The following is a 21,727-nucleotide window of genomic DNA, read 5'->3' as shown; positions in this document are numbered from 1 at the left end:
GCGCTTCAGTGCAGGCGGCCCTGGCTGGCGGCGAGATAGGCGAGGGCGGCGGGGGTCAGCTCCAGGTCCCCCTGCTCCATCCGCTGCATTGTGCTCGTGGGCGCCATCAGGTCGCCGGCGGCGGCGTCCAGCACCCGCACGATCTGGTCCTGCTCGTCGTCCCAGATCACCGCGACGTCCCCGAGCCGGGAGGCTTCGCGGCCGAGGGCCTCGCAGATCACCGCATCGTCCATGCGCCGGGCGCTAAGGCGGAGCAGGGAGCGATTGCCGCCCAGGTCCTTGATCAGGTCCGCGTATTGGATGACCGCGTTGATCAGGTCGCCGGAGGGCGGCGCGGGCCGCGTCATGATCTGACGCCTGGGCGCATTGCGTTGGGCGCTGGTGGGGAAACGACGGCTCTGGGCGCGGGCGGCGGGCATGGGAATCCTCGTCGGCTTAGGACGAGATGGTTATGCACAGCCCATACGACATATTCGGACGTGTGCGTCTTGCTAGGGTCTGCATAGGCGCGACGCCGAGGTCGTGAACGAAAAAACCCCGCCGAAGCGGGGTAAGTTCATAGGGAAGAAACGCCCAGGAACTGGACGAGCCCTCACTTGGTCAGACCATCGACCAAAATCAAGGGGGCCGTCCGGAAGGGGGCGACGGCTTATGCGGCAGGCGTGGCTTTGCGGTTTTCGACGAACGGATCGGCTTCGGCCCGCCGATCGAACCGCTCTCTCGCGGCGTCGATCTCCGCCAGATGGGCCTGCGCCCACGACCCGAGCGCCAGAACCGGCTCCGACAGCGAACGGCCGAGATCGGTCAGCTCATAGTCCACGCGCGGCGGTATGGTCGGGAACATGGTGCGGGTGACCAGGCCGTCCCGCTCGAGGCCCCTGAGGGTCAGGGTCAGCATGCGTTGGGAGACGCCGCCGACCATGCGCTTGATCTCGTTGAACCGACGTGGCCCGCCCCGCAGCAACATGACGACGAGCACACTCCACTTGTCGCCGATCCGCGACAGGATCTGGCTCACCTTGCGGCAGTCGGTGTGGTCGATCAGCGGGCTCTCGGTAGTCACCTGGGTGTGCTCCGGTATCAGGAATGTGCCTTCTTGCGGCGCGATGGCAGGCACGTACTTAGTCCTGGTTACAAACCAGTACCAGGACGGTCTCCCATGAAACTGTTGCATATCGATACCAGCATCCTCGGCGCGAATTCGGTCAGCCGGCAGATCGCCGGCGCCGTCGTAGACCGCTTGCGCCAGGCCAATCCGGGACTTGAGGTCTCGACCCACGACCTGGCGGCCGAACCGCTGGCGCACCTGTCGCTTTCCAACCTGCCGAGCGACCACCCCATCGCGGCGTCGATGGGCGGCGCCCAGGACGAACGGGCCGCCAGCCAATCCGCGCTCGACGCCTTCCTCGCCGCCGACGTGGTGGTGATCGGTGCGCCGATGTACAACTTCACCATCCCCAGCCAGTTGAAGGCCTGGATCGACTGCATCCTGATCCCGGGCAAGACCTTCCAGTACGGTCCCGAGGGCGTGAAGGGGTTGGCCGGCGGCAAGCGTGTGATCATCGCCATCTCGCGCGGCGGTCTCTACGGCCCCGGCGCGCCTGCAGCGGCGGCGGAGCACCTGGAAACCTACCTGCGCACGGTGTTCGGCTTCATCGGCGTCGCCGATCTGGAGATCATCGTCGCCGAAGGCATCCAGATGGGCCCCGAGCATCGCAGCAAGGCCGTCGAGGCGGCGCTACGAGCGGCGACCGAACTTCGCGCCGCGTAGGACATACACCCTGTATTTGGGCGCGGCGGGGATGGACAGACCATCACCACCGCGCTCATGAACAAGCCGCCGTTTTCGCGGCGTCTTAGCTCACGACTGTGAGGCGGTATGTCCAGCTCGCGAGAGACTTCGGGTTCGGCGCCAAGTTCGAAGCGCACGAACGCCGCCAAGGTCCGTCGGGCCGCTGACCATCCAGACCGGCCCGGCGCCGGCTGCAAGGCGCCGCCTCGCACCTTCGCCCCCGTGATCGACCACGGCAAATGCGAAGGGAAGGGCGATTGCGTCGAAGTCTGTCCTTACGACGTGTTCGAGGTCATGCGGATCGCCGAGCCGGACTACCGGGCTTTGCCTTGGGTCGCCCGACTCAAGGTCAAGGTTCACGGGATGAAGACCGCCTACACCCCCAACGCCGATCTCTGCCTCGCCTGCGGCCTATGCGTGGTCGCCTGTCCCGAGGGCGCGATCCGTCTTGTCGAGCTGCCGGGGGCCTAAAGGGCGTAAAGGCCATATTAGAGGTCTACAACCCAGAAGGGCGGGCCGAACGCGAGCCGCCGATGTCCTCCTCCGTCCCGTCCCGACATTTTGTGCGAGACACCAACTGGAAAGTGATCGCGGGTCTCGGCTTGGCCGCCGCGATCGCGTGGCTCGCGCCTTTCGATCTGGCGTTCGGGGTCGCGACCCTTGGTGTCCCGGCGCTGCGCGCCTTGGCCATCATCGCGCTGGCGTTGATCGGGCTGTATGCCGGTGGACGCATCGGCCTGGGTCTTGAACCGCGCGGCTTGAAGAGACCGCTACTCACGCCGGTGCTTGTCGCGACCGCCGTGGCCTTGGCGTGCGCCTTGTCCGACTGGCTTATGCGCTCCTCGCTGCATGCGAACTACGCCCAGTCCATGGCTTCATCGCCGCTGGCGCCGCGCCTGATCGAGTACATCCTCCGGGCGTTCAACGAGAACATCATGTACCGGCTGTTCCTGGGCTCGCTCCTGGTCTGGGTGATCGGCGGCGTGTGGAAGGCGTCCGATGGATGTCCCGCCGCTGGCGCGTACTGGACCGGTTTCGCCCTATCGCAGGCGATCAACGTTTGGGTAAACGTGACGTCCCTCGCGCCGCTGACGCCTCTGGCCGTCCTGCACGACGGTCTGCGCTATTTCGCACCGGGCATGGTCTGGAGCTGGCTGTACTGGCGTCACGGTTTCCAGAGCAACGAGATCGCCTGCACCAGCGTGCACCTGTTCTTCCAGCCCCTCGTGACTCTGGGCCTGCGGTGACCGAGGCGCTGGCCGCGATTATTTGACGCTCTTTCGACATCAGCCCGCAATTTGAGTGTGCAATTGCGGCGAGATCGAAATGGGCTCCCGCACTGACCTTGACCGCCATGAGAGAACCAACGCAACGGCTGGCGGCGGCGCTGCGAGCGAAAGTGGGGCGAGTGACCTGGATGACGATAGACGCGACCCCGCGTGGCGACGGCGCACTGGGCAAGCTGTTGCGCAGCGGCGTCCATATCGCCCCTATCGCCGCCCTGCTGGCGGGCGTGTCGCCCACGCCTCTGATGGCGCAGACCGCGAGCGCGCCTCCCCCGGCGAAGGCGTCGGCTGCAAAGGCCCCCGCTCCGCCGCCCTCCGATGACGACGACGACAGCGCCGACAATGAGAACGTCGTTCCTGGGGTGACTGTCACCGCGCGCAAGCGTCCCCAGCCAGGGGCGGTGGTGGGCGATATCAAGCCGGAACTTCAACTCAGCCCCGCCGATATCCAGTCCTACGGCGTCAGCACGGTGACCGAGCTGCTCAACGAGCTGACGCCGGAGACCCGCAGCGACCGTGGCCGCGGCGGCGAGACGCCGGTGGTGCTACTGAACGGGCGGCGCATCTCCAGCATCAGCGAAATCCAGAACATCCCCACCGAAGCGATCCTGCGCGTCGATATCCTGCCCGAGGAGGTGTCGCTCAAATACGGCTACACCGCCGACCAGCGGGTGGTGAACATCGTGCTGCGGCGCAGATTCCACGCGATCACCGGCGAACTCCAGGGCGGTGGACCCACCGAAGGCGGCCAGGCGAGCGGGCAGGCGGAAGGCGATCTCCTCCGCCTGCGCGGCGACACCCGCATGAACTTCGACCTGAAATACCAGGGCAGCTCGAACCTCACCGAGGCCGATCGGGACCTGACCTCGACGGCGTCGGGCGAGCCGTTCGACCTCGCCGGCAATGTCCTGTCGGCCACCCCCGGCGGACAGATCGACCCGGCGCTCAGCACGCTCGCCGGACGACCCATCACGGTCGCGGGCGTTCCCGCCGGAGCGGGAGGCCGACCGCTGACCCTGGCGGATTTCGCATCCGGCGTCGCCAACACCACCAATGTCAGCGGCGACCGCACTCTGCTGCCAGCGACCCAGCAACTCACGGCGAACGGGGTGTTCTCCGAGCCGATCTGGGGCGGGATCAAGGCCACGGTGAACGGCACGCTGGGCGCCACCACCAGCGATTCCCTGCAGGGCCTGCCGGGGCTGAGCCTGCTGGTCCCCACCGGAAATCCGTTCTCGCCGTTCGGCACGAACACCCTGGTGGACCGCTACGCCAATAATTTCGGACCACTGCGCCAGAGCGTGAACGGCTGGACCGCGCACCTCGGCTCGACCCTCAACCGGGACCTGGGGGATTGGCGGCTGTCGCTGACCGACGCCTTCGACCACGCCGACAGTCAGACCAACAGCGACGTGGGGGTGAACGCGACGCCGCTGCAGACCCTGCTCACGGCGGGTTCAACCAGTTTCAACCCGTTTGGCCCGTTTCCGAATGCGTTGCTCACCGAGCTTCCACAGAACAAGGCGCGGGTGCTGTCCAATTCCGGCAACATCCAGATTCTGGCCAACGGCCCGTTGCTGGATGTCCCCGCCGGCCAGCTCTACGCCAGCCTCAAGCTGGGCGACACGCAGAGTTCGCTCAGCTCCAATTCCCTGACTCAGGGCATGTTCCAATCTGTCGCCTTGTCGCGCAACGACGCCAACGCCCAGATCAGCCTCGACCTTCCCCTCGCCAGCCGCGACCATCACGTCTTCTCGGCGGTTGGGGAGTTGTCGATCAACGTCAATGTCGCGGTGGACGAGCTGTCGGACTTCGGCCTGCTCACCACCTTAGGCGCGGGCGTGAATTGGACGCCGATCACCGGCGTCAACCTGATCGTCTCCGACACTCACGACCACGCAGCCCCGACCATCCAGCAGCTTGGCAATCCGCTTGTCTCGACGCCGGGCGTGCGGGTGTTCGACTACATGACCGGACAGACGGTGGACATCACCCAGGTCTCCGGCGGCAACACCGCCCTGGTCGCCGACACCCGCAACGTGTTCAAGGTCGGGCTGACCCTGAAGCCGTTCTCGGAAGAAAATTTCACCTTCACCGCCAACTATATCGACAGCCACATCGACAACCCGATCGAGACCTTCCCAGCGGCCAGCGGGCCGATCGAGGCCGCCTTTCCGGATCGGTTCCTGCGCGACGCCGAAGGCGACCTGATCGAGGAGGACGAGCGGCCGGTCAATTTCGCCAGCCAGGAGCGCAAGGAACTACGCTGGGGCTTCAACTATTCGCGCCCGATCGGTCCGCAGCCGACCCAGCGCTTTCCTCGCCGCGTGCCCGGCCAGGCCCGCCGCCCGCGCGGCGTTGGAACTGACGGACAACAGGCTGCAGCGGCGGGGGACGCCGCGGGCGCGCCCGGTGCTTCGCCGCCCGATACGGACCGCGCAAATGCGACACCGACGACACCGGCGACTCCCGACGGTGCGGGCTCCGACGGCGGGCGTGGGCGCGGCGGCGGCGGAGGTGGCGGGGGTGGTGGTCGCGGCGGGTTCGGCGGCGGGCGTGGTGGGGGAGGCGGCGGCTTCGCAGGCGGCGGCCGGTTCCAGATCGCCGTCTACCATACGGTCTACTTCCAGGATCAGATGCTGATCCGGCCGGGCGTGCCCGTGCTAAATCTGCTGGACGGTGCGCCCCTGGGGAACACGGGCGGCCAATACCAGCACGAGATCGAGGGGCAGGTGGGCTTCACCCTGTATGGTTTGGGCGCGCGCATCAGCGCCGACTGGAGAAGCGCGACATCGGTGCAGGGCGGCGCCGATTCCTCCACGGGCAATCTGGCGTTCTCCGACCTGACGACGATCAACTTTCGCCTGTTCGACAATCTGGGTCAGCAGCGCGAGGTGGTGCGGCGCTATCCTTGGCTGCGGGGCGCGCGCGTGACCCTCAACATCACGAACCTGTTCGACGACCGCATCAAGGTGCGCGACACGGCTGGCATGACGCCTGTCAGCTACCAATCCGCCTATCTCGACCCCGCTGGCCGCACGGCCCTGCTCAGCATACGCAAGCTGTTCTACTAGCTCTTTTTGGGGACGTGCTCGCCGGCGTCCAAGGGGATGTCCGGGGACGACAGGTATTTGTCAGGTTGAAGCGGCTACGAGTTCAACATAGTGCGTCGGCGTGGGCTCCACCGACGCCCCCAGGGGAAGCGGCGTCAGATGCGGAACACCTCGGACGATTTGAGCGGCGATTACGATCCGATCACCATCCGATTGCATTGGGCGACGGCGGCGCTGATCGTGGTGCTTTGGATCATGGGCCGCACCACGGGCTGGATGCCTCGCGGCCCGCTTCGGGTCGATGTATGGTCCGTGCACGTCTTGCTGGGGTTCGCGCTGGCGGTCGTGCTGGTCGCGCGCATCGCATGGCGGACGACGCGTGGGCGCCGCCTGCCGCCGGTCGAGCATGGTGTTCTGCACCTTGTGGCCAAGGCGGTGCACGGCCTGCTCTACGTGCTTCTGGCGACTGTGGTCGTGCTGGGCCTGATCAACGTCTTCGCGCACGGGTTTCCCATGTTCAACGTCCTCAAGTTCCCCAAGGTAGGCGACAAGGCGTTCACCAAGACCGTCAATCACTGGCATGATCTGGCCGCCAACACGATCGCGGCCGTCGCCCTGTTCCATGCGATCGCAGCTCTGTTCCACCACTATGTCCGCAAAAACGTCGTACTGATCCGGATGGCGCCGCTGTTCAAACGCCGTTTCGCCTGATCCCGCAGGTGCCCTGGCGGGACGCCTATCTATCCCAGACGGCTATTTGAGGAAGTTGTCGCTCAGCAACTCCATGACATCGCTACCGCGACCTCCCAGCACCGCCCGGGCGGAATAGAGCGCGGTGCCGAACACCTGATTGGCCTCGACCTTGGGCGGCGTCACCAGCTCCATGCGATCGGTGTGCACGTCGAGCAGGGCCGGGCCGGGCTGGTTCAGCCAGTCGTGCACCGCCGCGTCCAGCAGTTCGGCGTCCTTCACCGTCCGCCCCCAAAAGCCCAGGGCTTCGGCCACGCGGCTGAAGTCGGGGTTCTTCAGGTCGGTGTAGGCGTCCAGCAGGCCTTCCACCTTCTGTTCCAGCTCGACGAAGCCCAGGCTCCCGTTGTTGAACACCACCACCTTGATCGGGATGTCCTCCTGGATCGCGGTGATCAGGTCGCCCAGCATCATGGCGATGCCCCCGTCGCCGGACATCGAGATCACCTGACGATGGGGTTGCGCCTTCTTGGCCCCGAGCGCCTGGGGCATGGCGTTGGCCATGGTGCCGTGGCTGAGGCTGACGATGGTGCGGTTCTGGCCGGTCGCCGGGATATGGCGCAGCGTCCAGACCATGGGCGAGCCGCCGTCGGCGGTGAAGATCGCGTCCCGGTCGGCGTGCTGGGCGATCAGGCTGGTCAGGTATTGGGGATGGATCGCGCCGCCGCGGCCGAGCTTGGCCCTCTTGTCCAGGGTGGTGGTCGCCTTGGCGTGGCGTTTGAGGCATTCGCGCAGGAAGTGGTCGTCGCTCTTGGGCGTCAGCCGCGGGGCCAGAGCCTGGAGCGTCGCCTTCACGTCGCCGACCGCGCCGAGATCGATGGGATGGCGGCGGCCTAGATGGGCGCCCTCGATGTCGATCTGGATGATCTTCGCCTTGCTCGGATAGTACTGGCGCCAGGCGAAGTCGCAGCCGAGCAGCAACAGCGTGTCGCAGGCCATCAGCGCATGATAGCCGGACTCGATGCCGAACACGCCGGTCATGCCGACGTCGTAGGGATTGTCGTATTCCAGGAAGTCCTTCGCCCGCGAGGTGTGCGCGACCGGGGCCTTCAGCGCTTCGGCGATGGCCATGACCTCGGCATGGGCGCCCTGGCAACCCGAGCCGCCGTAGATCGCCACCTTGGAGCCGGCGTTGAGCAGGGCGGCGATCTGGTCGAGTTCGGCTTCGTTGGGCCGCACGATGGGGTGGGCGGTGTGGACCGCAAAGCCGTCGTCCTCGACCTCTTCCTTGGAGACGTCCACCGGTAGGATCAGCACCGCCACGCCACGCTTGGACAGCGCCGCCTGGGCGGCCAGTGCGGTCTTGCGCCGAGCCTGCGCGCCGGTCCGGATCTCGTCGCAGAAGACGCTGCAGCCTTGGTAGACGGCCTTGAAGTCGACCTCCTGCGGGAAGTCGAAGCCCAGCTCGTCGCGGGTGATCTGGCTGGCGATCAGCACCACGGGCGCGCGGTTGCGGTGGCTCTCGTACAGGCCGTTGATGAAGTGCAGGCTGCCCGGACCGCAGGAGCCGGCGCAGGCGGTCAGGTCGCCGGTGATCATCGCCTCCGCCCCGGCGGCGAAGCCCGCCGCCTCTTCGTGACGGACGTGGACGAATTCGATCTCGCTGCGCCGGATGGCGTCGGTGACGTAGTTCAAGGTGTCGCCGGGCACGCCCCAGCAGTGCTTGACGCCTGCGGCTTGCAGGGTCTCGACGATGACATCGGCGACCATCTTGCGACGCATGGGAGGCCCTTCGGTTCGTTGGAGGCGGAGATTCCCTGGAACAACGAAGGGGAGGCGATTTGGATCAGTCCGCCAAGCGCATATTCGCTTCCGCCGCCCTACCAGCCGTTCATGCGCGGCCAGACGGCGCGGATCTCTCCATGTGCATCCAATAGTTGATAGGCGTCGTGCTGCGCGGCGGTGGCGCAGGCATGGTTGGGCAGGATGCGCAGGCGGGCGCCGAGGGGATAGGCGTCTGGGCCGAGTGGGCCGCCGTCTCTGCGGGCGATGACGCCATGCTCCTGGTTGGCGGAAACCACGATCAGGTCGTGCAGGACCTCGCCATCCTCCGTACAGACCAGTCCGTAACCTTGATCCAGGTCTTGGGCCGCCGTGCCGTGATCGCGCGAAAGCGCCATCCAGCCCGCATCGACGATGATCCAGTTCTTCGACGTCTGGTGGCCGATCACGGTGGTGAGGACGGAGAGGGCGATGTCCTCAAGCGTGCAGACGCCGAGGCCCGCCATCACCAGGTCGAACATCATGTAGACGCCGGCCCGGAGCTCGGTCACGCCGTTCAGCTCGCGTGCGGACAGGGCCGTCGGCGTCGATCCGACCGAGACGACCGGAGCGGGATGGCCCGCGTCCCGCAAACGTTCGGCCGATCGGACCACAGCCTGGCGCTCCTGTTCGGCCATGGCGATCAGGGCGGCGGGGGTGCGGCAGTCATAGGACCCTCCCGCATGGGTCATCACCCCGCGGAGGGGCGACCAGGTCGGATCGAGACGGGCGGCGATCTCGATCAGCATGGGATCGTCCGGGCGAACGCCGGCGCGGTGGCCGTCGCTGTCGATCTCGATCAGGAAGGGCAGGGACTGATCGAGGTCCCGCGCCGCCGCTGCGGCCGCGGTCGCCGCTTCGGGACTGTCCAGGATCAGCGTCAAATCTACGCCGCGGCGTCGAATGCTGGCCGCGTGCGCCAGCTTTCCGGGCGCTATCCCGATGGCGTAGAGGATATCCTTGAAGCCTGCCGCGGCGAAATACTCGGCTTCTTTCAAGGTGGAGACGGTGATGCGCTCGGCGCCGACACGCTGGGCCGCCATGATCGACTTGGCGGTCTTCATATGGGGTCTGAGGGCGACTCCCAGTGCAGCGGCCCGATCGCGCATCCTGGCGAGGTTGCGCTCGAAGACCGGTTCGCTCAGCAACAGCTTGGGCGTCTCGAGATCGGCGAACCGCGTTCTGATCATGGGTGTGATCGAGGTCCCAGACGGCGCCGGCATGTTCGCCAAGTGCGACCGCCACGCCGTTTCCAGCCAGCGTTCATCCGCATCGTCAGAGTTCAAAGTCATGCCGGGCGGCCGAAGCCGCCCGGCCCTATTCTTTAGGCGGCGACGGTCTTCTTGGCGCGACGCACGGGCGCCTTGGCGGGCGCGGCTTGAGCGGTCGGTTCGGCCTTGCGGCCCAGGCCCAGGCTCTTGGCCAGGCTGGAACGTTGCGCCGAATAGTTGGCGGCGACCATCGGGTAGTCCTTCGCGAGGCCCCACTTGGCGCGGTATTCGTCAGGCGACATGCCGCGGGTGTTGAGGTGGCGCTTCAGCGACTTGTAGGACTTGCCGTCTTCCAGGCTGATCAGGAAATCCGGGGTGACCGACTTCTTGATCGGCACGGCGGGGGTCAGCGTAGGCGCGGGCTCAGGTTGCGGGACACCGGCGTTCTGCAACGCGCTGTGCACGCTGGAGATGAGGGCAGACAGTTCGACCACCGTCAGCTTGTTGTTGGTGACGTAGGCGGCGACGATGTCGGCGGTCAGGGCGGCGGTTTCCAAGGATTCGGTCATGATTTTTTGAGAAGCTTCGATAAGGGTGTCGGAGAATGACAACTTGGGCCCAATAGGACTGTCCCTGGTCTTTGTCCAGACGTGAAATCAAATAATCGCGCGATTAAAAAGATGAATCACAACCTAAATTCTTACAAAGATGGATGGCTGCGCCTTTTGGGCTTCCCCTCGTAGGCGTTGTCCGTATGAGAGGAGGGGGTGACACGGCTCTCCGGCTTGTGCAGCGTGGAACCCTCGATTCGCTTTTGGAGACAGATGCAATGAATACCGCCGAACTCGTCGACGTGATCGTGGCCAAGGACGCCGGCCTGACCAAGGTCCAGGCCAAGCAGGTCGTGGACACCCTGCTCAACGCCATCCGCGACGCCGCCGTGAAGGGCGAGGAAGTTTCGCTGCCGGGCTTCGGCAAGTTCAAGGTGCAGGACAAGCCGGCCCGTCAGGCCCGCAACCCCCGTACCGGTGAAACCATCGAGGTCGCGGCGACCAAGAAGGTGGTCTTCACGCCCGCCAAGGTCCTGAAGGACGCCGTCGCCGGCTGATACCTGGCGGCCTGATGTCGGGCGGGTCTTTCCCGCCCGACATTCAGTCTTGTCGGCGCTCGATCACGATCAGCCCGATGGCGCGTCACACGTCTGTAGACCTGTTGTGTGATCAAGGGTTGTGGCGAGCCGGCGACCCTCGGGAACACCTCGAAAAACTGGTTGCGTCATCATGCTAGGCTGACCTCATGCCGGGACGCGATGTGGATTCGGATCGATGATGGGCAGGGGGCGACTACGATCCTGCAGACGGGGCGGCGCCTGGGCGCGCCTTCGCCGGCCCTGGATAGGTGGTCTGCTCCTGCCTCTGCTGGCGGGATGCGCCGTCGGCCCGGACTTCCATGCCCCCGCCGCGCCTTCGGACGCCGGCTTCACCCATTCCGCCTTGCCTGACCCCACAGTCTCTTCGCCGGTGAAGGGCGGAGAGGCGCAAAGCTTCACTACAGGCGCCGTCCCCTACCGTTGGTGGGAGCTGTTCCGATCCCCCGAGATCGACCGCCTAGTGGAGCAGGCCCTGCGCGCGAATCCCGATCTGCAGAGCGCCCAGGCCGCGCTTCGATCGGCGCGGGAGAACTTCTACGCGGCAAGGGGCGCGCTTTATCCACAGGTTTCTATCGACCTGAACGCCAGCCGGCAGAAGAACCCGGTCGTGTTGGCTTCACCGTTGAGTTCGAACGCTAACTACTTCGGCTTGAATACCGCCCAGCTCGACATCTCCTATTCGCCCGATCTATTCGGCGGCGTGCGGCGCCAGATCGAGGCCAACGCCGCCCAGGCCGACAATCAGCTGTTCACCAGCGAAGCGACCTATCTCAGCCTCACTACCAACGTGGTCCTGGCCGCCTTGCAGGAAGCCTCGCTGCGGGAACAGATAGAGGCGACCCGCCGCTCCATCGCCATCGCCGAGACCCTGTTGGCCGACCTCCGGTTCGCGCGCAAGGCTGGCCAAACCGCGGAGGGCGATGTCGCCGCCCAAGAGTCTGTCTTGGCCCAGGCGCGGTTGCTGTTGCCGCCGCTGGAAAAGCAACTGGCCCAGCAGAAGGACCTCTTGGCGGTGCTGACCGGCGGTACGCCAAACACCATGCCGGACGACACGGTAGAGTTGGACGGCGTGACCTTGCCGACCGACCTCCCGCTCAGCCTGCCGTCGCAGATCGTGGCCCAGCGGCCCGACATCCGGGCGGCGGCGGCCAACCTGCACGTGGCCAGCGCCCTGGTCGGCGTGGCTCAGGCTAACCGGCTGCCCAACATCACCTTGACCGCGTTGCTGGGCGGGACCTCGAACGGGTTCGACAACCTGTTCACCGCCGACAACAGCCTCTACACTCTTGGCGCCGGCCTGACCCAGCCGATCTTCCAGGGCGGCGCGCTGCTGCATCGCAAGCGCGCCGCGCAGGCGGCCTATGCCCAGGCTCAGGCGGTCTATCGCAGCACGGTCCACCAGGCGTTCCAGAACGTGGCCGACACGCTGCAGGCCTTGGATCAGGACGCCCGCAACCTACAGGCGGCCGTCCAGGCCCAGACGGCGGCGGCCCGGAGCCTGGCGCTGCTACGCCAGGCGTTCCAGGCCGGAGAGGTGGGATCGGTGGCGGTGCTCAACGACGAGCAGGCGTATGAGAGCGCGGTGGCGGTCCTCGTGCAGGCTCGCGCGGCGCGCTATGCCGATACGGTCGCTCTTTTCCAGGCGCTTGGCGGCGGCTGGGGTGATCGCGCGGGGCTGGATATCGCCTCGGCCAAGTAGGCTAGATGGCGGTTCCGCCGCCCGTCTCCGGATCGGGCATGGCTGCTCTTGCTGTCCGGGGACGCCAGGCGCGCGCCACGATGGCTGGCGACAGCAGCAGGCTCATCAGGGTCGAGGTCGCCAGGCCGCCAAGGATGACCAACACCATCGGGCCGAGGATCTCGTGACCCGGCTGTCCGCTCCGGATAGCGAATGGAAGCAGCGCGGCGGTGATCATCACCGCACTGATCACGATGGGCGAGAAGCGGTCGCGGGCCGCGCGACGCACCAGCTTCGCCGACCAGGGCTGCCTGCGCACCGAAACCAGTTCCTCGACCCGGCTGATCAACAGGGCGGCGTTGCGGGCGGAAAGGCCGAACAGGGCGAAGAAGCCCATCACCGCGCCCAGCGACAGCACCCCGCCCATCAGCGCGATCGCGATGACGCCGCCGACCATGCCGAACAGGGTCGAGGCCAGGATGATGGCGCACGACCTCGCGTCGCCGAACGACAGCAGCAGCAGGACGATGACGCCAGCGCCCGCCAGCAGGGCGTTGGTTAGTAGCCGGTGGCTGGGGTCGAAGCCGTTCTTTGGGGTGATGAATTCCAGGAAGACGTTCGGCGGCGGCGACACCGCCTTGGTGATCCGGCTTTCGAGGCGGTGCAGCGCGTCGGGGCTGGCGTCCGACAGCCGGGCCAGGACGGTTTCGCTGCGGAGGCCGCCGTCGTGTTCGATCCGCGCACGGCCGTCGGTCAGGTAGACATTGGCCACGCTGTTCAGCGGCGCCGAAATCCCCGAACTGGAACGCAGCAACAGATCGCCCACGCTTTCCGGGTCGGTGCGGATGCTGGCCTGGGCGGTGACGGCGATGTCGATGGCGCGGCCGTTCTCATAGACCTGGGCCGCGCGACGGCCTTCGAACGCGGTCTGCACGGTGTTGAGGACATCGGCCGCCGACAGGCCGTAGATGGCCAGGCGCTGGAAGTTCAGGTCGACGCGCACGACCGGGGCGGCGGCCGGGGTGGACGGGCTCACGTCGCGGACGCCGGGCGTAGCGCTCAGAGCCTGGGCCACACGGTCGGCGGTGGGGTCGAGGGCGTCCAGGTCGTTGCCGTAGACGCGCACCTGCAGCCTGCCGTCGTTGTTTTGTCCCAGCGCCGAGACGCCGATACTCGACCGGACTTCTGGGCGCAGACCGGGATAAACGTCCACCAGCCGCCGCACCCGCCCTTCGACGGCGTCCTGGGCAGGTGAACTCAGCCCCGGCTTCAGGCTTATGTCGAAGCGTGCGCGATCGGGACCCCAGGCCTCGGCGCCCGTCTCCGCCCGTCCGATCCGCTGCGAGACGCCCGCCACGTCTCGGTCGGCCAGCAGGTCGCGGGTGATGCGTTCGCCATAGCTCTTCATCACGGCCATGGAGGTGGAAGCGGGAGCCCTGATCTCGGCGGTGAGTTGATCGCCGTGGAAGCCCGGCAGGAACTCGGGCTTGAACGTCGCCGCGAGGACGGCTGTGACGACCAGGGCGGTCACCCCCACGCCCAGGGCCGCCCACGGCGCCCGGTCGATCCGGGACAGCAACCCCTCGTATCGGGTCTTGACGCCGACCAGCAGACGCGGCTCGGCGTCCGGCCGAATGTGCTTGAGGAACAGCAGGGCCAGCGGCGGAGTGAAGACGATCGCCACCACCAGCGACGCCAGCGAGGCGATGACGATACTGACCGCCAGCGGTCTCAGCAGCGCGCCCTGGACGCCGCCCATGAGCATGACCGGGACCAGGGCCACGCCCACCATCAAGGTGACGTAGATCACCGGCGCCCTGACCGCTAGCGAGGCCATCAGCACGGCGTGTGGACGCGATGCATGATGCGCCTCGGCGTCGCGCAGGCGGCTGACGATGTTCTCCACATCGATCACCGCGTCGTCGACGATCAGGCCGAGCGCCACCGCCAGGCCGCCCAGCGTCATAGTGTTCAAGGTCCATCCCAGCCCCTCGATCGCCACGACGGCGGCCAACAGGGCGAACGGGACGCCGACGATCGAGATCAGCGCGGCGCGCCAATCACGCAGGAACACCGCCAGCAATATGGCCAGCAGCAGCACGCCAACCAGCAACTCGCCGATGATCTCGCGCACCGCGCCGTCGATGAAGCCGGCGGGACGGTCCAGCTCGGCGCGCACGACCACGCCCTGCTTTTGCAGGCCCGGCGTCAGCGAGGCCAGGACCTCGTCCACCGCGTGGATGGTGTCGATGGTGTTGGCGCCGTAGCGCTGGGCGATGCTGACCAGGACGCCGGGCCTGCCGTCGATCAGGGCGTCGCCGAAGGCGGGGGCCGGGGTGTCGACCACGTCGGCCACGTCGCTGATGCGGACCGGCGCGCTGCCGACCACCTGGATCTGTCCCGCCGCGACGTCGGTCGCCGTCAGCGCCTGGCCGTGGGGCTCGATCTGGATACGCTGGTTGGGGGTGTCGATGAAGCCGGCGCCGGCGACGCCAGTGGCGATGCGCACAGCGTTGAACACGTCGGCATAGCCCAGGTCGCTATCGGACAGGTCGCCGGCCCGCGCCCGCACCTCGATCCGTCGCGTCTCGCCGCCGAACACCCGCGCGTCCGCAACCCCCGCGACCGACAGCAGGCGCGGCCGCACCGTCCACTCCACCAGGTCGCGCAGCGCCATGGGAGTCAGGTTGGCGCTGGTGAAGCCGATGTCGAGCGCCTGTCCCTGGCCCGAGGTCAGCGGCGACAGCCGAGGCGCCCCGACGCCGCCGGGCAGCAGGCCGGCGGTCTGGGCTAGGCCTTCCGAGATGGCCTGGCGGACCCGCTCGGGCGCCGCGCCCTCCTGGAAGTCCAGCGTGATGATAGACAGGCCCTGGACCGACTGGGAATGCACGGCCGCGACGCCGCGCGCGCCGATCACCGCGTTCTCGATCGGGCGGGTGACAAGCTGCTCGACCTGTTCGGCCACCATGCCCGGCGCCTCGGTCTCAACGGAGGCCTGGGCTGGCGACAGACTGGGAAAGGTTTCGAGCTTTTCCGTGCGCGCGGTCGTCGCGCCATAGACCAGCAGGACCGCACCCACCGCCACGATCAGGCGGGGATGATGCAGCGTCCCCCGGATGAGCCTGGAAAGCACGCCTACTTCGCCGGAGCTTGGCTGAGTTCGGCGGCGAACAGGCCGGCCGCGCCCGCCGTCACCACATCCTCGCCCGGCGAGAAGCCGCTGGCGACGAACAGGCCGCCTTCCTGTGGCGCGCCGTTCTCCACCAACCGCCGTTCGTATCCGGCGGGATGGCGGACATAGGCCCAGGTCGAGCCGCGATAGCGGATCAGGGCGCTGCGCGGCAGGACCACGCCCGGCTGGGGGCTGCCGCTGTCGATATGGGCGCTCTGGGTCAGGCCGATCGACAGCAGGATGGCGGAGGGGCCCGTCACCTCCACGATCAGGCCGGAGGACTGCAGCCGCGGTTCCGAGGTCCGGGCCGGTCCCAGCACCACGCCCGGCACGCTGCCGGAGCCGACGTCGACCCGCACGGTCTTGGCGCCGTCCTGGCCCTGGTTGGAGGGGGTGTCGACATGGACCAGCGCGGCGCGGCCGGCGGACAGGGCGGCTATGAGGTCCTGGCGGCGCCGGTCGCTCAGCCTTGCGATCCCGGGACCCCACTCCAGGCCGACGCGATGACGCAGGAAAGCCACATGGGTCGCGTCGGAACGGCCCTGGGCCTCGGCGGCCTCGGCGTCCTTGGCGGAGACAGTCCCACCGTTGGCGTGCAGCAGCTTGGAACGGGCGGCCTCGGCGCGCGAAGCGGCCGCCGCGGCGATGGCGGTGCGCAGGTCGGAGTCCAGGGCGACCAGGGGCCCGGGATCGAGCACCTTGGCGAAGGCGTCGACCTCGGCCTTGCGCTTTTCGGCCGTCAGGGTCGCGCTCTTCACGCCGAGGCGGCGCTGGACATCGATGGGAAGGCTGAGCGAACCGCCGGAAGCGGCTGCGTGCGCCTGTCCGGCGACCGAGAGCGCGGTGATCAGGACCAGGCCCCACGCCGTTGCTGGTCTATGCGTCGGCATCGGTCTGTTCATCGCCCCTGAACCCGCTGCTATCTCGATTAGCTCATCTGCGCCGGATGGCGAGGCCTGGTATGGAATTGCTCAAGATTTCTCGCTCCGTGGGCCGAGGGCGACGGACTAGACGGCGGGCGGCGGAACGTCTCGCTCCTTGAGCAGAAACAGGCTCAGCTCGTTGACCGCCTTGGTCAACATGAGCACTTCCTTCTCGCGCATCTCGTCGATCTTCTGGTGGAGGAGTTCGATCTCGAGCTCGGCCTTGATATTGATCTTGTAGTCGTTCTCGGCCTCCTTCCGGTCGATGTCCTGCTGGCGGTTCTGGCTCATCATGATGAAGGGCGCGGCGTAGGCGGCCTGGAACGACAGCGCCAGGTTCAGCAGGATGAAGGGATAGGGGTCCCAGTGCTGGATGAAGGCGGTGATGTTGACGATGATCCAGAAGAACAGGATCGTCGACTGGATGATGATGAAGCTCCACGACCCCATGACCGCCGCGACCTTGTCGGCGATGTTCTGGCCGATGGTCAGGCGCGGGGAGGGCGGAACGATCGAGTCGCTTGCACGGGCCTTGCGGCGCTGAGTCCGAAGTTCGCCCAGGAGCCGTTTTTCGGTTTCATGGAATTCATGCTTGAGCGCTTCGAGCATAGGTCTTGGCTCCCGCCGGGTGTCGATCGAGCTTAGCTGTTCCGCTACGCGTTTTTGCGACACCCGGCTAGCCCCGCACGCCTGCCGGTCGATCCCTTACGCAAAGTGGGCGCGCACCAGATCTGGGGGCGTTTTCGAGGCGGCTCGAACGCTGTGGTTCAGGCCGGATGAGGCGCGACCCTGTCGATGCAGGTAAAGCTCTCGGCCTTCGACGTATCGCCGCCGATGTACTTCGTGGTCTTGGGATAGGCGCAGAGCGGCCGCTGGAACTGCACGTCGCCGCCGGGGACGTCGTCCTTGTAATGGGTGGCCACCAGGATCTCCGGTGCGCGGCCGTGCTCGACCCAGTCCTCGAGCGCCAGGGCCATGTCGTGGCGGGCGTCGGAGATCGGCGGGGTGGAGTCGCGGGTGGCGGTGGACATGTTGGTCGCGCCCGGGCCGCCGGCGCAGTGACCCATGCCGGGGACCATGAACAGCCGGGCGAAGGATTGGGTGGCGCGCCGCTTCGCTTGGAGCGTTGAGCCCGCGCCACGATCGGTCACCTGGTCGTAATAGTCGATGGCGTCCTGCGCCGCCCCGACCGGGTCCTCCCAGCCCATGAACATGATCAGCTTGCCGCCGTGGGCCCGAAAGCCGTGCAGGTCGGGGTTGGTGGCGTCCATCAGCGGCGCCAGCCGGGTTCTCACGGTGTCGACGTCGTGGCCCCAGTCGAATGTCCACCAGTTCCAGGACGGGTCGTGCAAGGCCCAGCGACGCAGGATGTCCACCCGGTCGGGTTGGTCCGGATGATGGGTGTCGGCCCAGTAGTCGCTCCAGCCCGGCAGGCGCTGGTTGGGCTCCGTCTGTACGCCCTCGCTGCCCAGGGTGAAGCCGGGAAAGATCTGACGGCCGGTGCGTGCGTCCTGCGGACCGGCGTAGATGGCCTTGAAGGCCGAGACCTGGGCGTCGGTCAGGCAGTCGTCGGCCTCCCTGTCGGCGCAGTGCAGGGCGGCGACATCGAAGCGGCAGGCGCGAGGATCGTTGATCACCCCGTCGACCACTCCGTCCAGCGCGTCGCAGGCATGCACCACCTGGCGGTTGACCATCAGCAGCTTGGCGATCGGGATGATCGGATGGGCGTCGTCGCCCGGCGGATGGTTGTGCTGGTAGTTCCAAAGGAACGACAGGGTCAGGTTGGTGCGGTTGCTGCCGGGATCGCCGGCGATCACGCCGTCGAAGTCGTCGGGATAGGTCTGCACCTCCGACAGCGCCTGCATCCCGCCGGTGGAGCAGCCGCTGAAGTAGGCCCATTGCGGAGTCGAATGAAAATAGGCGCGGGTCACCTGCTTGGCGGCGACGACGCTTTCGTGCACGGCGAGCTTGGCCCAGACCTTGACCCCTTCCGGGTTGTCGAAGCCGAAATCCAGCTTGGAGCCCTGGTGTCCGGTGTCGGTGGCGACCGCGACGTCGTGGGCGCGGATACGCTGCGCCATCTGGGCGTAGTAGATGCTGGAGGTGTAGGCCCCGTTGCCGACCATGTGCAGCCGCCGGCTCCAGCCCTGCAGCGGTAGCCAGACCTCGAACCCGATGTGCGAGCCGGGCGTGGGGCTCGAGACCCCCACCGCGCGACAGAAGGCGGGCAGGTCTTCGTGGGCCTTGCCGGTCTTGCCCGGATCGGCCGGCTCGACGAACCGCCCGCTGTCGACAGTCTCGGCGTGCAGGATCGCAGCATGGTCGAGCTTGGCGCCGGTCAGATCGCTGCAGGCGTCGGCTCTGGCTTGCGACGCGACCCCGCCCGCCGCCAAGGCCAACAGCGCGCCGAGAAGCGGCAGTCTTGCGTTCGGCATGTTCGTGGCCCTCAGGCGTAGGTCTGGTCGGTCAGGCCGGCGGCGAGCCTGCGCTTGGACAGCCAGCCGGCCCACAGCACGCCCAACAGGCCCATCAGGGCGGCGGCGGCGGCCCAGGCGCCGGGAATGGCCTTGTCATGAGTGGTGTGGATCAGGGCGGTGCAGATCGCGGGCGTGAAGCCGCCGAAGATCGCGGTCGCCAGGCTGTAGGCCAGCGAGAACCCGGTCGCGCGCACCTTGGCCGGGATGAACTCGGCCAGATAGACCACCATCGAGCCATTGAAGCCGGCGAACAGGAACGACAGCCACAGGTCCACTGTCAGCAGGCGGCCGAACGAGGGCGCGCTCACCAGCCACATCATTGCCGGATAGGTGATGGTCAGGCCCAGCAGGGTGAAGATGAACAGGCCCGCGCGCCGTCCGATCCGGTCCGAAAGCGCGCCCATCACCGGCAGCCACAGGAAGTTGGAGACGCCGGTGAACAGGGCGATGACCATGGTGTCCATGGCGCTGAGGTGCAGTTCGTTGCGTCCGAGCGTGGGGGTGTAGGCGGTGCTGAGATAGAAGGTCACCGTGGTCATGGTCACCATCATCATGCCGGCCAAGATCATCGGCCAACTCTTGGCCAGGGTGGACAGCAGTTCCGCGGTCTTGGGCGGAGCGGGGCGCTTGAGGAAGGCGTCGGTCTCCTTCAGCGAGCTGCGCAGCAGGAACAGGAGCGGGATGATGGCGCAGCCGATCAGCAGCGGCACCCGCCAACCCCATTCCTCCATCTGGGCGGCCGGTATCAGCGAGTTCAGGATCACGCCCAGTCCGGCGGCGAAGACCACGGCGAGCTGCTGGCTGGCCGATTGCCAGCTGACATAGAAGCCGCGGCGGTTGGGCGGGGCGATCTCGGCCAGGTAGACCGACACATTGCCCAGCTCCACGCCCGCCGAGAAGCCCTGCAGCAGCCGCCCGGCCAACACCAGCAGCGGCGCGGCGATCCCGATGGTCTTGTAGCCGGGGGTCAGGGCCAGCGAGGCGGTGCCGACCGACATGATCGCCAGGGTCAGGATCAGCCCGGCGCGCCGGCCGAGCTTGTCGGTGTAGGCGCCCAGGATCACCGCGCCCAGGGGCCGCATCAGGAACCCCGCGCCGAAGGTCATCAGCGACAGCATCAGCGATGCGAAGGGGTTGTGCGAGGGGAAGAAGGCCTTGGAGATGCTCGAGGCGTAGTAACCGAACACCATGAAATCGTACATTTCCAGGAAGTTGCCGCTGCAGACGCGCACGACGTCCTTGTAGCTGACCTTGGTCGCGGCCTTTCCGGTCGAGGCGGCGAGAAGATCGCCGTCGGAAACCGCGCGGTCGAATGGCGTTGCAGCGTGCGGCGTGGCCGGGACGTGATTCATTTCAATGTACGCTCATGTTGCGCCGCCAGTCCTTGATCAGGCGGGCGCGGTTCTGCTGGTCGAGGTCGGCGAGCAGGCTGGGGCCGAGACGGATGGTGCGTACCCGGTCGGGATCGGAGGGGTTCCATCCAAGGCTCGCGGCCATGTCGAGGCGCACGGGTGTGAACTTGTGGCGCGCGAGGATGGACTGGCCTTCCCGCGACAACAGGAAGTCCAGGAAGAGCTTGGCCGCGTTGGGGTGCGCCGCCTCCGCCGGGATCAGGGCCACGGGCAGGGCGGTCAGCAGGTAGTCCTTGGGAAACACCACGCCGATGTTCGGATCGCGCGCCTGGTGCTCCAGCGCCGAGGAGCCGACCAGATTGTAGCCGATCAACACCTGGCCGCTGGAGATGTCGTCCAGCATGACCGCCGAGGTTTGATAGAAGCGCACATGCGCGACGCCGAGCGCCCGCACGAGGTCCCAGGTGTCATGGGTGGCGCGCAGGTCATGGAAGAGCGTCAGGCGGCCGAATTCGCTGACGGCGTCGTCATAGGTCGCCACCTTGCCCTGGTATTGCTTCGCCTTGACCTGCAGCAGGCGGGTCAGGTCGAGGTGGCTGTGCGGCACGTCTGCGGGAGGGACCAGTCTGCGGTTGTAGGCGATCACGATGGGCTCGAAATTGACGCCATAGCCTTGGTCTTTCCACACGGCCAGGTTCGGTAGGTTGGGTTTTTCCGGGGAGCTGTAGACTTGGGCATAACCGTCGTTGATCAGCTTCGCTTGCAGATTTACCCCCGAACTCCAGATGAGGTCGGCGGTTGGGTGGTGTTGGGCGACTTCGCGGACGAGGCGATCATTCAGGGAGTCAGCCGTTCCATCGACATAAGTAATGTTGATGCTTGGATATAGCTTTCGAAAAGCTGAAAATAGATCGTATGCAACCTTCCTGTGGGTGTTTGCATAGATGACTATTTTTCTTTCCTTGTTGGCTTGCTCCACAATTCTGTCATAAGATCGCGGATAACCTGCGGGTCGGCCGTAGGCGTGCAGAGGGAAGGCCAGTGCGAGCGCCGCAGCCCAGGCCGGAGCCGAACGAATGACGCCGTTTCCTCCCGGCCTTTGCTTGGGTCGCATGGTCGACCTCC

18 protein-coding genes are annotated in these 21,727 nt (G+C 66.8%); 7 read left to right on the top strand and 11 right to left on the bottom strand.

Annotation, left to right across the window (positions count from 1 at the left end):
• Window positions 1-5 precede the first annotated feature (5 nt).
• On the bottom strand, window positions 6-419 hold the full coding sequence (locus tag GSQ87_RS11150; RefSeq protein ID WP_158915510.1) for a hypothetical protein: 414 nt from the start codon (window positions 417-419) through the stop codon (window positions 6-8).
• A gap of 230 nt (window positions 420-649) precedes the next feature.
• Window positions 650-1,117: a helix-turn-helix domain-containing protein gene (locus tag GSQ87_RS11145; RefSeq protein WP_254062886.1), complete on the bottom strand. Its 468-nt coding sequence runs from the start codon at window positions 1,115-1,117 to the stop codon at window positions 650-652.
• 42 nt (window positions 1,118-1,159) lie between these two features.
• On the opposite strand from GSQ87_RS11145, the gene GSQ87_RS11140 reads away from it, so the two are divergent.
• The 5 genes from GSQ87_RS11140 to GSQ87_RS11120 all read left to right on the top strand — a co-directional run bounded on the left by GSQ87_RS11140 (window position 1,160) and on the right by GSQ87_RS11120 (window position 6,842).
• Complete coding sequence (locus GSQ87_RS11140; protein WP_158915508.1) at window positions 1,160-1,771, top strand: FMN-dependent NADH-azoreductase; 612 nt, start codon at window positions 1,160-1,162, stop codon at window positions 1,769-1,771.
• A gap of 108 nt (window positions 1,772-1,879) precedes the next feature.
• On the top strand, window positions 1,880-2,263 hold the full coding sequence (locus tag GSQ87_RS11135) for an ATP-binding protein (RefSeq protein ID WP_158915507.1): 384 nt from the start codon (window positions 1,880-1,882) through the stop codon (window positions 2,261-2,263).
• Between the two features lie 131 nt (window positions 2,264-2,394).
• Entirely contained in the window at window positions 2,395-3,039 is a 645-nt protein-coding gene (locus GSQ87_RS11130; protein WP_158915506.1) for a hypothetical protein, read from the top strand.
• 170 nt (window positions 3,040-3,209) lie between these two features.
• Entirely contained in the window at window positions 3,210-6,152 is a 2,943-nt protein-coding gene (locus tag GSQ87_RS11125) for a TonB-dependent receptor (protein ID WP_158915505.1), read from the top strand.
• A 138-nt stretch (window positions 6,153-6,290) separates the two neighbouring features.
• The gene (locus GSQ87_RS11120; RefSeq protein ID WP_158915504.1) at window positions 6,291-6,842 is read left to right on the top strand and encodes a cytochrome b; all 552 of its coding nucleotides are present in this window, start codon (window positions 6,291-6,293) and stop codon (window positions 6,840-6,842) included.
• A gap of 42 nt (window positions 6,843-6,884) precedes the next feature.
• On the opposite strand, the gene GSQ87_RS11115 is transcribed toward GSQ87_RS11120, so the two are convergent.
• The 3 genes from GSQ87_RS11115 to GSQ87_RS11105 form a co-directional block, all read right to left on the bottom strand.
• Window positions 6,885-8,600, bottom strand: coding sequence for a thiamine pyrophosphate-dependent enzyme (locus GSQ87_RS11115; RefSeq protein WP_174241427.1), 1,716 nt, complete (start codon window positions 8,598-8,600; stop codon window positions 6,885-6,887).
• Between the two features lie 98 nt (window positions 8,601-8,698).
• Window positions 8,699-9,829, bottom strand: a complete 1,131-nt coding sequence (locus tag GSQ87_RS11110) for an alanine racemase (RefSeq protein WP_158915503.1) — start codon at window positions 9,827-9,829, stop codon at window positions 8,699-8,701.
• Window positions 9,830-9,963: 134 nt separating this feature from the next.
• Window positions 9,964-10,419, bottom strand: coding sequence for a MucR family transcriptional regulator (locus tag GSQ87_RS11105; RefSeq protein ID WP_158915502.1), 456 nt, complete (start codon window positions 10,417-10,419; stop codon window positions 9,964-9,966).
• 260 nt (window positions 10,420-10,679) lie between these two features.
• On the opposite strand from GSQ87_RS11105, the gene GSQ87_RS11100 reads away from it, so the two are divergent.
• Together GSQ87_RS11100 and GSQ87_RS11095 are read left to right on the top strand one after the other, a co-directional pair.
• Window positions 10,680-10,958, top strand: a complete 279-nt coding sequence (locus tag GSQ87_RS11100) for an HU family DNA-binding protein (RefSeq protein ID WP_158915501.1) — start codon at window positions 10,680-10,682, stop codon at window positions 10,956-10,958.
• A 217-nt stretch (window positions 10,959-11,175) separates the two neighbouring features.
• Window positions 11,176-12,699: an efflux transporter outer membrane subunit gene (locus tag GSQ87_RS11095; protein ID WP_216839227.1), complete on the top strand. Its 1,524-nt coding sequence runs from the start codon at window positions 11,176-11,178 to the stop codon at window positions 12,697-12,699.
• Between the two features lies 1 nt (window position 12,700).
• On the opposite strand, the gene GSQ87_RS11090 is transcribed toward GSQ87_RS11095, so the two are convergent.
• The 6 genes from GSQ87_RS11090 to GSQ87_RS11065 all read right to left on the bottom strand — a co-directional run bounded on the left by GSQ87_RS11090 (window position 12,701) and on the right by GSQ87_RS11065 (window position 21,716).
• Window positions 12,701-15,811, bottom strand: a complete 3,111-nt coding sequence (locus GSQ87_RS11090) for an efflux RND transporter permease subunit (RefSeq protein WP_158915500.1) — start codon at window positions 15,809-15,811, stop codon at window positions 12,701-12,703.
• A gap of 2 nt (window positions 15,812-15,813) precedes the next feature.
• On the bottom strand, window positions 15,814-16,740 hold the full coding sequence (locus GSQ87_RS11085; RefSeq protein WP_158915499.1) for a hypothetical protein: 927 nt from the start codon (window positions 16,738-16,740) through the stop codon (window positions 15,814-15,816).
• Between the two features lie 117 nt (window positions 16,741-16,857).
• Window positions 16,858-17,382, bottom strand: a complete 525-nt coding sequence (locus GSQ87_RS11080; protein WP_158915498.1) for a DUF1003 domain-containing protein — start codon at window positions 17,380-17,382, stop codon at window positions 16,858-16,860.
• Window positions 17,383-17,540: 158 nt separating this feature from the next.
• Complete coding sequence (locus tag GSQ87_RS11075) at window positions 17,541-19,208, bottom strand: tannase/feruloyl esterase family alpha/beta hydrolase (protein WP_158915497.1); 1,668 nt, start codon at window positions 19,206-19,208, stop codon at window positions 17,541-17,543.
• Between the two features lie 11 nt (window positions 19,209-19,219).
• Window positions 19,220-20,602 carry an MFS transporter gene (locus GSQ87_RS11070; RefSeq protein ID WP_158915496.1) on the bottom strand — a complete coding sequence of 461 codons (1,383 nt, stop codon included), beginning with the start codon at window positions 20,600-20,602 and terminating at the stop codon, window positions 19,220-19,222.
• A 1-nt stretch (window position 20,603) separates the two neighbouring features.
• Window positions 20,604-21,716, bottom strand: coding sequence for an ABC transporter substrate-binding protein (locus GSQ87_RS11065; protein WP_158915495.1), 1,113 nt, complete (start codon window positions 21,714-21,716; stop codon window positions 20,604-20,606).
• Window positions 21,717-21,727: the final 11 nt, after the last annotated feature.

Origin of the sequence: Caulobacter sp. S45 (genome assembly GCF_009765965.1) — a bacterium.
Taxonomy (GTDB): domain Bacteria; phylum Pseudomonadota; class Alphaproteobacteria; order Caulobacterales; family Caulobacteraceae; genus CAHJWH01.
The sequence above is the reverse complement of the archived record's forward strand: the minus strand, read 5'-3'. Positions and strand labels throughout refer to the sequence as shown.

Coding starts and splice junctions, on each gene's coding strand:
- GSQ87_RS11100 (WP_158915501.1), top strand. CDS start 10,680: ATGAATACCGCCGAACTCGTCGACGTGATCGTGGCCAAGGACGCCGGC.
- GSQ87_RS11070 (WP_158915496.1), bottom strand. CDS start 20,602: ATGAATCACGTCCCGGCCACGCCGCACGCTGCAACGCCATTCGACCGC.
- GSQ87_RS11105 (WP_158915502.1), bottom strand. CDS start 10,419: ATGACCGAATCCTTGGAAACCGCCGCCCTGACCGCCGACATCGTCGCC.
- GSQ87_RS11110 (WP_158915503.1), bottom strand. CDS start 9,829: ATGATCAGAACGCGGTTCGCCGATCTCGAGACGCCCAAGCTGTTGCTG.
- GSQ87_RS11085 (WP_158915499.1), bottom strand. CDS start 16,740: ATGCCGACGCATAGACCAGCAACGGCGTGGGGCCTGGTCCTGATCACC.
- GSQ87_RS11125 (WP_158915505.1), top strand. CDS start 3,210: ATGACGATAGACGCGACCCCGCGTGGCGACGGCGCACTGGGCAAGCTG.
- GSQ87_RS11150 (WP_158915510.1), bottom strand. CDS start 419: ATGCCCGCCGCCCGCGCCCAGAGCCGTCGTTTCCCCACCAGCGCCCAA.
- GSQ87_RS11075 (WP_158915497.1), bottom strand. CDS start 19,208: ATGCCGAACGCAAGACTGCCGCTTCTCGGCGCGCTGTTGGCCTTGGCG.
- GSQ87_RS11120 (WP_158915504.1), top strand. CDS start 6,291: ATGCGGAACACCTCGGACGATTTGAGCGGCGATTACGATCCGATCACC.
- GSQ87_RS11080 (WP_158915498.1), bottom strand. CDS start 17,382: ATGCTCGAAGCGCTCAAGCATGAATTCCATGAAACCGAAAAACGGCTC.
- GSQ87_RS11140 (WP_158915508.1), top strand. CDS start 1,160: ATGAAACTGTTGCATATCGATACCAGCATCCTCGGCGCGAATTCGGTC.
- GSQ87_RS11115 (WP_174241427.1), bottom strand. CDS start 8,600: ATGCGTCGCAAGATGGTCGCCGATGTCATCGTCGAGACCCTGCAAGCC.
- GSQ87_RS11065 (WP_158915495.1), bottom strand. CDS start 21,716: ATGCGACCCAAGCAAAGGCCGGGAGGAAACGGCGTCATTCGTTCGGCT.
- GSQ87_RS11095 (WP_216839227.1), top strand. CDS start 11,176: ATGATGGGCAGGGGGCGACTACGATCCTGCAGACGGGGCGGCGCCTGG.
- GSQ87_RS11135 (WP_158915507.1), top strand. CDS start 1,880: ATGTCCAGCTCGCGAGAGACTTCGGGTTCGGCGCCAAGTTCGAAGCGC.